The organism is Streptomyces sp. NPDC020747 (assembly GCF_044334695.1).
Lineage (GTDB): Bacteria > Actinomycetota > Actinomycetes > Streptomycetales > Streptomycetaceae > Streptomyces.
Window position 1 is genome coordinate 21,054 of record NZ_JBIRTJ010000022.1, and the last position, 13,200, is coordinate 34,253.

Annotated in this window: 11 protein-coding genes and 1 pseudogene; 1 reads left to right on the forward strand and 11 read right to left on the reverse strand. The window is 67.8% G+C overall.

The features are described from left to right. Window positions 1-59: 59 nt before the first annotated feature. From ACH4YP_RS42145 to ACH4YP_RS42185, 9 genes and pseudogenes are all read right to left on the reverse strand, one after another. Complete coding sequence (locus ACH4YP_RS42145; RefSeq protein ID WP_361072016.1) at window positions 60-1,145, reverse strand: Ig-like domain-containing protein; 1,086 nt, start codon at window positions 1,143-1,145, stop codon at window positions 60-62. A gap of 671 nt (window positions 1,146-1,816) precedes the next feature. Next, on the reverse strand, window positions 1,817-3,115 hold the full coding sequence (locus tag ACH4YP_RS42150) for an MFS transporter (RefSeq protein WP_361070126.1): 1,299 nt from the start codon (window positions 3,113-3,115) through the stop codon (window positions 1,817-1,819). After that, window positions 3,115-4,260, reverse strand: coding sequence for a PLP-dependent cysteine synthase family protein (locus tag ACH4YP_RS42155; RefSeq protein ID WP_361070129.1), 1,146 nt, complete (start codon window positions 4,258-4,260; stop codon window positions 3,115-3,117). The genes ACH4YP_RS42150 and ACH4YP_RS42155 overlap by 1 nt, the downstream gene beginning before the upstream one ends. A 781-nt stretch (window positions 4,261-5,041) precedes the next feature. Further along, a complete protein-coding gene (locus ACH4YP_RS42160) occupies window positions 5,042-5,383 on the reverse strand; it encodes a hypothetical protein (protein WP_361070132.1) in 342 nt (113 codons plus the stop codon). A gap of 525 nt (window positions 5,384-5,908) precedes the next feature. Beyond that, window positions 5,909-6,484 (reverse strand): F510_1955 family glycosylhydrolase, encoded by a 576-nt coding sequence (locus ACH4YP_RS42165; protein ID WP_361070134.1) that lies wholly within the window; start codon window positions 6,482-6,484, stop codon window positions 5,909-5,911. 188 nt (window positions 6,485-6,672) lie between these two features. Next, on the reverse strand, window positions 6,673-7,698 hold the full coding sequence (locus ACH4YP_RS42170; RefSeq protein WP_361070137.1) for an NlpC/P60 family protein: 1,026 nt from the start codon (window positions 7,696-7,698) through the stop codon (window positions 6,673-6,675). Window positions 7,699-7,988: 290 nt separating this feature from the next. Then, window positions 7,989-8,920 (reverse strand): annotated as a pseudogene (locus ACH4YP_RS42175) (IS5 family transposase). Between the two features lie 49 nt (window positions 8,921-8,969). Continuing rightward, window positions 8,970-9,362: an SgcJ/EcaC family oxidoreductase gene (locus ACH4YP_RS42180; protein WP_361070140.1), complete on the reverse strand. Its 393-nt coding sequence runs from the start codon at window positions 9,360-9,362 to the stop codon at window positions 8,970-8,972. 88 nt (window positions 9,363-9,450) lie between these two features. After that, complete coding sequence (locus ACH4YP_RS42185) at window positions 9,451-9,819, reverse strand: BlaI/MecI/CopY family transcriptional regulator (RefSeq protein WP_398496473.1); 369 nt, start codon at window positions 9,817-9,819, stop codon at window positions 9,451-9,453. Window positions 9,820-9,998: 179 nt separating this feature from the next. On the opposite strand from ACH4YP_RS42185, the gene ACH4YP_RS42190 reads away from it, so the two are divergent. Next, a complete protein-coding gene (locus ACH4YP_RS42190; RefSeq protein WP_398496475.1) occupies window positions 9,999-10,448 on the forward strand; it encodes a hypothetical protein in 450 nt (149 codons plus the stop codon). A 66-nt stretch (window positions 10,449-10,514) separates the two neighbouring features. Here ACH4YP_RS42190 and ACH4YP_RS42195 read toward each other — a convergent pair whose 3' ends face one another. Together ACH4YP_RS42195 and ACH4YP_RS42200 are read right to left on the reverse strand one after the other, a co-directional pair. After that, entirely contained in the window at window positions 10,515-12,398 is a 1,884-nt protein-coding gene (locus ACH4YP_RS42195; RefSeq protein ID WP_361070150.1) for a HAMP domain-containing sensor histidine kinase, read from the reverse strand. After that, a complete protein-coding gene (locus ACH4YP_RS42200; protein ID WP_398496477.1) occupies window positions 12,395-13,183 on the reverse strand; it encodes a response regulator transcription factor in 789 nt (262 codons plus the stop codon). The genes ACH4YP_RS42195 and ACH4YP_RS42200 overlap by 4 nt, the downstream gene beginning before the upstream one ends. Window positions 13,184-13,200: the final 17 nt, after the last annotated feature.

Below are 13,200 nucleotides of genomic sequence, written 5' to 3' on the forward strand. Positions count from 1 at the left end.
CGAAGCTCTGCCTGTCGACACTTGGTCGGCGGACAGAGCTCTCTTCGGGTGCGCGGACGTCAGGCGAGTGCGCTGCCCTTCTTCCATGTCTCCCAGCCGACGTTCCAGGCGCCGTAGCCGTTGTTCACGTTCATGGTGTCAGTGGACTTGACGACGATGACGGGATCGCCGTAGTTCACCTGGTCGTAGAACCACTTGGCGTTGGTGGTGCTCAGGCCGATGCAGCCGTGGCTGGCGTTGGCCTTGCCGAACTTGCCGTCGTTCCACGGGGCGGCGTGGGCGTAGGTGCCCGAGGGGGTGAGCTGGACGTCCCACTTGACGGCGCCGAGGTCGTACGCCTCGGGGCCGAAGATGCCGACCGTGGCGGAGTTCATCCGGATCGTCGGAACCTTGCTGAGTACCACCATGGTGCCGTTCCAGGTCTCGAAGGTCTTCTTACCCGTGGAGACCGGGAGCGTCTTGATGACCTTGCCGTTCTCGGCCACGGTCATCGTCTTCTTGACCACGTCCACCGTGCTGACGACCGACTTGCCGATGGTGAAGTCGACCTCGCGCTTCTGGGTGCCGATCAGCTCGCCGTTCTTTACACCGACCAGGTCCAACCGCAGCTTCACCTTGGTGCCGGGCTTCCAGTACTCCTTGGGCCGGAAGTCGACCCGGTCCTTGCCGTCCCGGTCCTTCATCCAGCTCCACACGCCCTCGACGGCCGGGGCGGAGGTCACCTTCAGCTTGCGCTCTACCCTCGCCTTGTCGTGGATCTCCTTGTTGAAGACGATCGATACCGGAAGGGCGACGCCGACGGTGGCGCCCTTGTCGACGTTGTAGGTGCCGACGAAGATCTCGTCCTTGCTCAGCGTTGTGAAGCTGCTGGTGCGGGTCTTCTTCTCGCCGTCGGAGGCGGCGAGTTGGGCCTTGAGGGTGTAGGTGGTGCCGTACCCGGTGGCATGGGACGAGATCCAGGAGGTGCCGTCGGAGGACAGCGCGCCGTCGAGTGCCTTGCCGTCACCGGCGGTGACCGTGACCGATGCCAGCCTCCCGTCGCTCGCCTTTACTGTGAGCGGCTCGCCGGGTATGACGTCCTTGGTCTCCGTGGCGGGAGAAACCGTGACTGCAGCCGACCCGTTCTTGCCGGAATCCCCGTCCACTTCTGCACCCGGCTTCGAATCCGGGGCCGGCGATTCCTTCGAGGTCCCACCGTCGGACGACTGCAGGCGGCCAGAGTCACGATTCCGGCCAAGGCGAGTGCGGCGAAACCCAGCCGCCTGCGCCGAGGCCGTTGCTCTGCGTGCTCCTTGTGCCACCGTCGGCTGTCTTGCACAGTCGTCGTCCATCCCAAATACAGCTAAGTAACTTAGTAGACTAAGGTCGACCTTGTTCTGTTCCCGCTGGTTGGGGGCTCGTGGTTCACAGGGCTCGCGCGGGGTCAACGCGGCTGTGCGTTGTGGCCCGCAAGCTCAAGAGGCGTGTATTACTACGAAGCATATTCGTAGCCCACGATGGCATTTCACCGTTGATCGGACAGGCGACCCTCCCTCGTGTCGCTTGTCCGATCGATGGCTTCGCGTGCCGGTCCGCCTCCTGTGAATCGGGTTAGAGGGTGTGCGCTCCCGGGGTGCGCCTTCGTTCTCTGCTACCTCTCGCTTCGTCGATCGCGACGACCCCTTCACGAGGTAGGGGTATACGTCACTGCCAGAACCACCCTCAGGCGGCGCGGCGTTCAGCTCCTCGAGAGGGGAGCGGCAGGGTGGCGGGGCGGGCGGTGCTCCGTGACACCGCCCGCCCCTCTGCTGCGTGTTGCCGTTGCGAGTCGGTTGTGTCAGGCCGTCGCGAGCCCGGATTGCGTGTCGCGTACCGGCGGTGCGAGCCGACCCGTGCGGTGCAGCCCGTACAGGGCGGCCGCGCAGCTGAGGCCGAGCATGAGCAGCGCCATCCACGGCAACGCGGACATCCCGGCGTCCCGGGCAGCGTCGAGCGCGACACCGGTGAGCAGGTTCCCGAGGGTGATGCCGATACCGCAGATGGTGTTGTAGAGCCCGTAGTGGGTGGCCACGAGGCGATCACCGGAGAGGCGGACGATGGTGTCCATCTCGAAGGGGTACGCGATCATCGTGCCCAGAGCGAGCAGCAGCGCGGAGAACGCCGGAGGCACGGCCGCCAGCAGCCACAGCCCCCCTCCGCCGTCCGGTACGGGAATTGCGGTCGCTGCCAGCAGTGGCACGAACGCCACTCCCATGACCAGCAGACCCCACACCAGCGCGCGGCCCGGTTCCATGCGGGCCTTGCACCATGCGGTCACCTTGGTCTGCCCGAGGATCGTGCTCAGTCCGGAGACCGCGAAGAGCAGCGCCACCGCGGCTGTGCCGAAGGTCCCGTCTCCGCCCAGCCGCCGTACCTCCAGCGGCAGCGCGAGATAGACCTGGAAGGACATGACATACGAGCCGATCATGGCCAGCGAGAACAGCAGGAACGGCCGGTTGGCGAGGATGCCGCGCCACTGGGACAGCACGCCCTCCTGGTCCTGCTCGCGCTTCGCGTCGTCGCCCCGGCGGGCGGGCAGAGCCCGGATCTGGACGATGCTCAGCAAAGCGAAGATCCCAGACGCGACAAGGCACGTGACGCGGAAGCTCACACCGGTCAGCAGCATGCCAACCAGCGGGCCGAGCAGTATCCCGGCCTGGTAGAAGACGTTGAACAGCGCGAACGCCTCGACCCGTCGCTCACCCGCGTCCGCGGCCAAGTAGGCCCGTACGGCCGGGTTGAACAGCGCCCCCGCCAGTCCGGTCGCCGCCGAAGCGGCGAGCAGGGCGGGTACAGAGTCCACCAGCCCGAGGGTCGCGAAGCCGACGATCCGCAGCAGGAGCCCGGCGATGATCATTGGCTTGTAGCCGAGCCGGTCGGCCAGCGTGCCGCCCACCAGGAACATGCCCTGCTGGCTGAAGTTGCGTACGCCGAGGATCAGCCCGACCAGCCAGCCGGCCAGGCCCAGCGGGCCTGCCAGATGCGCGGCCAGGTACGGCATCAGCATGTAGAAGCCGAGGTTGATGCTGAACTGATTCACCATCAGCAGCTGAACGCTGCGCTCGTAGGTACGAACCTGCGCGAGGGTGCTCTTCATCAGGCCGTCTCCTCGGAGTCGGCCGCCGAGACGGGACCAAGGTCCACCACGTCGGTGTCCTGCGCTCGGCCGTTCAGGGCGAGTGGATCCACCACTGTGGTGCACCTGGTCCAGCGGGTGACCTCCTTCTCGTCCAGGCTGCCGATCACCTCCGGTTCGAGTGCGGGCGGGGCGTCGAGCAGGCCGTGGGCGGCGCAGTAGTCGTCGTCGTAGACCGTGCCGAGATAGCGCTGCGGGCCGTCGGGGAAGATCGCCGCGATCCGGGTGTCCGCGGGCAAGGTGCGTGCCAGCCAGCCGGAGACCATCGCCACCGCGCCGACGCTCCAGCCGCCGGTTGCGTAGTGGGACGCGGCGAGTTGACGGCAGGTCCACACCGCTTCTGCCGGGGCGACCCAGTGCACCTCGCCGAAGTTGTCGTAGGCGACGTTGCGCGGGTAGATGCTGGAGCCGAGTCCCCGCATCAGCCGGGTCCGGGCGGGCTGCCCGAAGATCGTCGAGCCGATGGTGTCGACGCCGACCAGCTTCAGGTCGGGATAGAGCTGTTGGAGGACCCGGGAGACTCCGGCGGAGTGTCCGCCGGTGCCCACGCTGCACACCAGCACGTCGATATGGCCGAGTTCCGTGGCCAGTTCGAGTGCGAGCGGAGTGTACGCGGTTGTGTTGTCGGGGTTGTTGTACTGGTCCGGGCACCACGAGCCGGGATGCTGCTCCATCAGCTGCGCGACCCGGTCGCGGCGGGCCTGCTGCCAGCCGCCGGTCGGGTGTGGCTCGGAGACGAGGTTGACCTGGGCTCCGTACGCGGTGAGCAGCCGGGTCATGGACATCTCCAGACCCGGATCGGTCACCAGGGTGACCGGATGGCCGTAGACCATGCCGGCCAAGGCGAGGCCCAGGCCGAGCGTGCCGCTGGTCGACTCGATGATCCTGGCTCCGGGGCGCAGATCGCCGCGGGCGCGTGCACGCTCCACCATGTGCAGGCCCGGACGGTCCTTGATGCCGCCGGGGTTGAAGCCCTCGAGCTTCGCCCAGAATCCACGTCCTGCCGAGGCGAGGGGTTCGGAGACGTGCAGCAGAGGGGTATTGCCGACCAGCCCGGACAGGGCTGAGCGGGCAGGAGAGGTCAGATCAGTTGTGGGGGAATTCATGGTCCGCTCTCGTTCGAAGATGTGCGTCAGGTGTTCGCTCATCTCGCATGCGGCCCGATCAGGGCAGGGGGTGTCCCGGCCCTGGTGGGCAGCGCGCGGCAGCCGGTTCGTACGGCTGCGGCCGAGAGGTCTAGATGCGCCACCGACAGACGATCGTGAGCGTGGAGCGGCCGGGTGTGGCTATCTGTCTGTCAGGCCCGTGCGGAGTCGGCAACAGGCGTTCCGTAGCTGCGGCCGCAGCGACTCCGGCGAGAGGCAGGAGTGCCGCCGTACGCGCCGGTGGGTTCGTTCCGCTGTGGGCTTGGGGGGCCAGGCCGAGGGCCGTGCAGAGAGTGCCGGAATGCGAATGCGCGGGCGCGTCCCGGTCGGGTGACTCGGCCTCGGGTGACGCGCCACTGGCCAGGACCAGCGGCGGCAAGTGACCGTGGCCCGCGTCATGAGACGAAGTAGGGCAGTGGAGGACGCCCGTCAACAGGAGCGCGCCCAGCACCCAGGCCAGTAACCGCCGGGGTGACGGCGAGCCCGGTCGGGCGAGACGTACGAGGGGATGGATCGGCACAGGTCCTCCGTGCGGCAGCCGTCTCCCCGGCATTGCCGGGCAGAGGGGAGTGGCGAGGCGTCGGCGAGCGGTGAGTGAGCGCCCTCGTGCGGCCCGTTCGCGGCCTGCGAGAGGCCGCACGGGAGGTCGGGCGCCTAGATGCAGCCAAATCAGCACACAGTGGACGTTAAGTAGTCCATGTTGCTCAGAACGGTATTGGCCAGTGAAGGAGCGCGCCGAAATCTAGACCTGCATCACAGCTGATGTTCTGGACTCCGCGAGCCCGGACCCGGCAGATCTCGATCCGATCGGGGCGGCCTGACCGAGTGTCGCTTCGGCGGCCGAGAACGCCATGTCCAGCGGTGAGGTGCCGGGTGCGTCGAGTGAGACGCCGTGCTGCGGCTGACCGGGGACGCATTCCTGCGCGGGGTGGGAGGCCTCATGGCCGTCGCCGTGGGAGCCGGATGGTGTCTGCAGGAACACCGGCTCCGCATCCTCGGTGGCGGCCTCGGCCTGACCGCTGCCGCTATGGGTGGCCGTCGCCGCGGCGGGGGCAACGTGGCTCGCGACGCTCTCCGTGCTCACACTATGGGCGTATACAAGGCCGAACAGCATGGTGGCCAGCCCAAACAGATGCAGCAGACCGGCCCAAGGGCGAGTCCGCGGCGCACCAGAGGGAGACCAAGGCGTAACCACGTCGTGATCCTAACGCGTCCGTTGCCGCATGGATGACCCGGTTCCGGAGTCGCGACGCATCCCGCCATGTCGCCCTGGGCGAAGACGCTCGGAATCGCCGTGGGTGTCGCCCCTGCTCGTCGCATTCGTGCTCATGCAAGCGCTCGGCGGCGGTATGGGCAGCCACTGATCGCCATGACCAGGAGTCCCCGGGAACGCGTCCAGTCGAGCCGCCCTCATCCCGGCGACTTCGCCCCGACCTTCCGACCTTCGACGCCGTGCCACTCGACAAGCGAATGGGCGGGGCCGCACGAATTCGGCAGCGTACTTCGCAGGCTGAGTCGCGGTGAGGACGTGGTCGGCGTCCGCGGCGGTCAGCGCCTGGGGCTGCCCGCCCGGTACGGCCGACAGCTGTTTCCACGTCCTGCCGCGGTCCTAGCTGCGGCTCAGCTTTCCGGCCGGCTCGATGCCGAACAGGGCCTTCTCGACGGGCCAGGACAGGAAGGCGTGGACTGGTCCGGCCCCCTTGTCGAAGGTGCGCCCGCCGTCGGTCCTTGAGACAACCCCTTCGGCCGTCGTGGCCAACAGAGTGTCGTTTCCGGTCGGGTCCGCCGTGAGGGCCAGGGCGTCCAGTGTTGCCCTGTCGTCCCAGCTCTTGAGGTCGCCGCTGACCTTGACCTGTCCGCTCTCGTATCCGTAGACCGTGTCTTTGACCGAGTTCAGCGAATGGAAGTCGACCTCTCCCGACAGCGACCGCGACGTCCACGTTCGGCCCGCGTCCTTGGTCTCGATCGCGCCGAGATTGCCGGGGCGGTCGCTGCCGGGCGTGCCGTGACCGCTGGCGATGAACGTGTTCTTGCCGGTCACCGTGAAGCCCATGAAGTCGTCCTTGCGGTCGCCGACGAGTTTCGGCTTCTGCCCTTTGGCCACCCTGTAGAGACCGTTGTGAGTGGCGACGTACGCACGTCCGTCGGCCGGATCGACACCCAGGCCGTGCACATGCGAGAGCATCTCCGAGGAGTCCGATGTGTCTGTCCCCGTGTCCGTGTCTGACGAACCGCCTCCACAAGCGGCGAGGACCAGGGATGCGAGCGTGACGCTCGCATCGGCGAGGAGAGGGCACAGCGGCCGGGCGTGCAGTCACGGAAGTTCCTCGGGCGGTGGGGGTGTTGATGCCCAGGGCCGGCCGGCCGCGTAGGTCAGGGTCGGCTGGCGGCGAAGAACGGCATGCTGTCGAGAGGGACGATCTCGACGTTCTTGCCAGTGCGCGGGGCGTGGATGGCCTTGCCGTTGCCGACGTACATCCCGTTGTGCTGGGTGCTGTTGTACCAGTAGATGATGTCGCCGGGCTGCAGGGCCGACTTGGCCACCTTGCGGCCTGCGTCGTACTGCTGCTGGACAGTGCGCGGAAGCGAGACGCCCGCCGCGCGCCAAGACGCACCCGTCAGCCCAGAGCAGTCGAAGGAGTTGGGGCCGGTCGAGCCCCATTCGTAGGGCTTGCCCAGCTGTGCATAGGCGAAGTCAAGTGCGGCTTTGGCGCGGCCGCTGGCGGGGCCGTTGTAGGAGGCGGCCGTGTCGCTGACACCCGTGGCGGCGTCGTCGCGCTCCTGGTCGGCTTCCATCTTGGCGCGCTGCTGGACGGTCAGACTGTTCAGGAGCTTGCGGGCCTCGGCGAGTTTGCCCTGGACCTCGTCTTTTGTCTCGGCGGCCTTGGTGCGCGTCTCCTCCAGGGACTTCAGCCGTTTCGTGACGGCCGCGCGGTCCTGCGCGAGCTCGCGTTGTTTGCTCTGCATGGCCCGCAGAGCGTCGGCCTGCCGGTCGCTGGTACGGCCCATCATCTGGGCCTTGTCGAGGTAGTCGTCCGGATCGCCGGACAGGAAGAGCTGCACGCTGGGGTCGATCCCGCCGCTGCGGTACTGCGCAGTGGCCAATGGGCCTATCTTCGCGCGCAGTTCGTTGACCTCTTCCTGCTTGCGGGCGATGCGGTCCTGCCCGCGGTCGGCCTCGCGCTGGAGCTTCTTCACCTCCTCGCGGATGGCGTTGTACTCCTCGGTGGGGGCCTCAGCCTCCTCGTAGAGCTTCTCCACCTGCTTGCGCACCTCGTCCACCGTCGGCTTCGGGGCCGCCTGGCTCTGCGTCGGCAGGAGGCTTACGGCACTGGCGGCTATGCCGAGGGTGGCGATCCGGGTGCGACTGGGCGGCTTCGGGCGGCGGTGGGTTCCCATTCCGTGGGCACTCCTCTGCTCGTCTGCACGTGGGCCGGACGTGCATGGATGACGTCGCCCGAACGAGGGAGAACTTAGTAGATTAGTAGAATGAGTGCAAGCAGCATCCGAAACGGGGGTGTTCACCCGCGTTCGCTACGGTTCAGGAGGGATTGGTGACCAGCAGGTGCGTCGAACGTGTGCCCACGTGCACCAGGCGAGTACAGGTGGGCAAAGCGGTTCAGGTGCTGTGCGCCATCATATTTGGCGCAGCCCCGTCGATCGTCGTCGCGTAGGACCTGTCCGGGCGATCAAGTGCGGAGCCAGATGGCCAGGGCCGCTGTGGTTGCGGTGCCGAGGAAGACGTAGCCGCGCTTGTCATAACGAGTGGCGACGGCCCGGGACTGCTTGAGCTTGTTGATCGCCCGTTCGGCGGTGTTGCGTTTCTTGTACCGCTCCTCGTCGAAGCCGGGTGGCCGTCCGCCGTGTGATCCTTTGCGCAGGCGGGCAGCCTGGCTGTCGGCCTTCTCCGGGATGGTGTGCCGGATGCCCCGGCGGCGCAGGTACTGGCGGCAGGGGCCGTTGCTGTAGGCCTTGTCCGCGGCGAGGCTGTCGGGCTTTGTGCGCGGTCTGCCCGGCCCGATGCGAGGGACGCGGATTTCCTCCAGCACCGGCTCGAACTGGGTGCAGTCCGCCCGCTGCCCCGGCGTGACAACCAGGGACAGCGGGCGGCAGCGGCCGTCCGCGCTCAGGTGCAGCTTGCTGGTGAACCCGCCGCGCGAGCGGCCCAGGCCCTCACCTCCAGCACCACCGCCACCAGGCGGACGAGCAGGCTCTGCCGTGGGGGATCGGCCTGGTGTTCGCCTTCTGCTGCCCCCTTTGACGCAAGGGCCGGCGGTGGATCGGGGCGAGCGCCGGCCGCATGCTGATGAGCCCGCACGATGGTGGAGTCCACCGCGATGTCCCGGTCGATCTCACCAGCAGCGTCGGCCGCGGCCTGGACCTGCTGCAGCAAGCGTTCCCACGTGCCGTCGGCCGACCACACCCGATGGCGCTCATAGGCCGTCGTCCACGGGCCGAATCGCTCGGGCAGGTCCCGCCACTGCACGCCGGTCCGCACGCGGTGGAGAATCCCGTCGATCACCTGCCGGTGATCCCGCCAGCGGCCACAGCGCCCGTTACCCACTGGCAGAAACGGCCGCAGCCGCTCCCATTCCGCATCTGTCAGATCACCACGCGTCATGCTCAGGACAACGATCCGAACATGGACCAGTCACGTGGTCGTTCGGGTTCTATTCGACCCGGACTTCGGTGTTCTGGCATGCGTGCAGCAGCCACCTCCCGTCATCCTGCTTGGTCATGACGTAGAGCGGAGCGCCTTCCGTGTCGCCCTCTGGCGAGTGGTAGACCTGCCGAACCTTGACGGCCGCCACGTCTGGCCGCAGGAATTGCGTGTGCACTGCCTCGTAGGTGATCTCACCGTCCCAGCTGGCTGCGGGCAGCACGGCGCGGGTGAACTCGGCGATCGCGTCGAAGCCGATGAGGACCTTGCCGTGGCCGGTCGTCCAGAGGGCGTTGGGGTGGAAGAGTGCGAGGAACCCCTCGACGTCTTTGGCGCGCTGAGCGCGCTCGACAGTGGTGACGACCTGTTCGATGGCTTTGATATCTGCGGTTTCGGTATCCATGCAGATCACTCTGAGACCTCAAGTCAACTTGAGGTCAAGGCCCAGCTGCGAGATCGCCCGGACAGGTCCTAACCGATGAAGGACGTGCTCAGCCCTTGGCCCGACGCCCTGCGTTCCGCAGGGCCTTACGCAGGGCGGCCATCTCGTCCTCGGACATGTTCTCCACGAAGTGGGACAGAGCCACCGAGCGGTCCTCGCTGGCACCCAGCGCGTCTTCCATGAGCGCCGCAGAGTAGGCCTCGCGGCTGCGGACCGGCGCGTACAGCCAGGCGCGGCCTTGCTTGGTGCGCAGCAGCCAGCCCTTGTTGTAGAGGATGTTGGCCACCGTCATGACCGTGGTGTACGCAACTTCCCGCCGCTTGTTGATGTCGTTCACGACTTCACGCACCGTGGCGGGACGGTTCCACTTCCACAGGCGGTCCATGATCTCCGCCTCGAGATCTCCCAGCCGCCGCATGACCATTCCTCTCCACCGTTGTTGTACGCAGATCCATAGTAGACGGCAGAGCACTCACTACCTGAGCAGAAGAGACAGAAGCAGCGGCCGGACCCTCGAATCGATCCCGGTCGCGCATGTCATCACCTCCCGAGACGCGGAACGCAACGAGCGTTCGGATCCGTGCATACGATGAGGACATGGCCGGAATCGAACAGGTTCTGCGATCGCAGCTCATGCTGCGGCTGTGCGCCCTGCTTGCCTTCGGGCTGTTCATGGGACTCCTCGGCATGCACGGCCTTGGCCCGATGCCTGCCGCCGCGTCGATGTCGCCAAGTGCCATGTCGGCCGATCATGGTCCCACCGCTGTCGGAGCGGGGCAAACCCGAGCACTACGCGCCAGAGTTCTACCGCAAGAGACGTGCATACCAAGCGTGGCTGCCATGTCGTCGATCTCATCGCGGCTGATCACCGACTCATTGTCACCGATCGCGGGTGCGGACGGCAGGCCGATTCCGATCGACGCCAGAAGGCTGCACGCCGAGGCGGCGGCATCGGGACGTGAGCCGGTGCCTGAGGCAGTCACGTCCGGCCTGAGCATGGGGAAGGTAAAGCCCTGCGAGGAGGTGCCGTTCGACTCGCCCTTGTGATGACTTCGGGCGGGTAGCGGGAGTAGTACGAGGATTGCTGCTCCTCAGCCTTCCCGGGGGTTGGTTCTACGGGGATCGATCCGGGAGTCTGATGGTGAAGGTGGCGCCGCGGTCGGGCGCACCGGCGGCGGACAGGGCGCCGTCGTGCGCTTCGGTGAGTTTCCGGGCGATGGACAAGCCCAGACCGCTGCCGCCGGTCTTTCGGTTGCGGGACTTCTCCGCCCGCCAGAAGCGGTCGAACACGAAGGGCAGGTCTTCTTCCGCGATACCGGCGCCGGTGTCGGTCACCTCGATGACGACCGTGGCCTCCTCCCGGCGCGCGTGGAGGGTGACCCGGCCGCCGGGCGGGGTGTGGCGGACGGCGTTGGAGACGAGGTTGCCGACGATCTGACGCAGCCTCAGCGGATCGGCCCACAGGTCCAACTGCCCCTCGCAGCGCACCAGCAGCGTGACCCCCGCCTTCTCCGCCGCGACCCCGTGGGCGGCCACCACGTGCCGCAGAACGGCTTCGGCCCAGACCGGTTCCGCGTACAACCGCAGGGTGCCCGCGTCGGCGGCGACGAGGTCCTGCAGGTCGTCGATGACGTGCTGAAGCAGTAGTACCTCTTCCAGGAGGGACTCCGTCAGGTGCTCGTCCGCCTCGATGACACCGTCCTGGGTCGCTTCCAGGGCACTGCGGATGGTGCTCAGCGGGGTACGCAACTCGTGGGCGATGTCGCTGACCATGACCTTGCGCTGGAGTTCGGTGCGCGCCCGGTGCGCGGAGAGTTCGTTGAACGCCGCCGTGAGCCGGCCGATCTCGTCGTGCCGGGCCACCGGCACCGGCACCGGGGGCAGCCGGTCGTCGCGGTACTGGGCGGCCCTGGTCAGGGCTCGCAGCGGACGGACCAGGTGGACGCCGGTCAAGACGGTGACGAGCGCGGCGAGCAGCAGGACCACCGCGGTGACGACGAGCGTCCGCGGGGCGTTGGCGGGGGAGAGGTCGAAGGGCGTGGCCGTCGAGCCGGAGGCGTCGCTGACGTACAGCAGCGCCGAGGGAGCGACGTAGGGCGCGAGTTGTTCGCGGCGGCCGGTGTCGACGCAGTTCTGCGCGGAGCGTGGGGCAGTGCCCTGCGCCGTGGTGCCGGACATGGTGGTACCGGATGTGGTGGTGCCGGACATCATGGCGGCGGACACGAAGTCCAGCCCGAGTCGCACCGTGGGCAGCTTCTGGCGGCGCAGGCACGCGTTGACAGAATTGTTGAGGGCGGTGAGCGCGCGCCCCTCGCCGACGGTCGGGGCGTCCAGTTCGAGCAGCCCGCAGTCGCCGGCGCTCTTGGCACGCTGCTGCTGCTGCTCGGTACCCTGCATCTGCTCCTGGAGCGAGACGTCGTGGAGCAGCGCGATGACCGGACGGCCCGAGGTGGACGCCGATCGCTCGAAGGGCACGTTCGCGTCCGTGAGGCACTTCGCGACGGCGTTGGCCGCGCGGTCGAGACGCTGCCGGTCGGCCGGCCGCAGGGCGTACGGGCCCAGTGCGGCGGGGTCGATGCCGCTGCCGCCCGCCCGCGGTGACAGGAGCGGGTCGGTGGACAGCGGGTCGATGGCGGCGAACGCCTTGGCAGGCGTACCGGAGGGGCGGACCCGCCCGCTCACCACCGGTCGCCGGGTGTCCTGCGGAGTCACGGTGATGTGCCGGCCGGTCCGGCGGGCGAGGTCGCGCACCACAGGGGCGGCCTCGCGCCAGTCGGGATGGGACACGGCGTACGACATGAGGCTGCGGTAGATCATGGTGTCGTCGGTGAGCACCTGACCCTGCTGGTCCCGTACGGCGTCGGTGGTGGTCCGCACCGCCAGCCAGGCGGTGGCCGCGACCGCGCAGACCACGATGAGTAGGGAGGAGGCCAGCATCCTGAACAGCAGACCCTGGTGCACCGGCAGCCTCTTCCCGGGCGCGCCGACTGTGTTCACCGGCTCTCCGAGGGCAGGTCCGCGGGCAGGGATGTGTCCGACGGGGTGCGGTCGTTGAGCTTGTAGCCCACCTTGTAGACCGTCTGCAGGTGGACCGGGGAACTCGGGTCGGCCTCGATCTTCTTGCGCAGGTTCAGGACGTGTACGTCGACGGTCCGCTCGGTGATGTAGGCGTTGGTTCCCCGGCTGACGGCGAGCAGTTGACGCCGGGTGAAGACCTGGCCGGGCTCGGCGGCCATGGCGGCGAGCAGGTCGAACTCACCGGCAGTGCACACCACCGGCCGGCCGTCGACGGTGACCGTGTGACGCCTGCGGTTCACCTCGATCGCGCCCGCGGTGAGGACTCCGTAGGCCTCGCCGGCCGTGCCCGCCGGTGACCGGGACGACTGTTCCGCCTCGGCCTCGGCCAGCCGTTCCACCCGTCTGAGGAGGTTGCGGATGCGGGCCATCAACTCGCGTGGGCTGTAAGGCTTGGTGACGTATTCGTCCGCGCCCAGGTCGAAGGCGAGCAGGAGGTCCTCTTCTGTGGTGCGCGCGGTGAGCATGAGCACCGGAAGGCTCGCGTGGGCGGGTTCGGCGCGCAGCACACGGCAGATGTCCAGGCCGTCGACGCCGGGCATCATGACGTCCAGCACCAGCAGATCGGGGGGCCGGCGGCGGATCTCCTCCAGGGCGGTGCGCCCGTCGTGGACGATCCGGGCCACATGCCCCTCCCGTACGAGGTAGTGGCCGATGATCTCGGCCTGCTTGACATCGTCTTCCGCGACAAGGACGTTCGCACCCATAGCCGGGACTGTAAGCG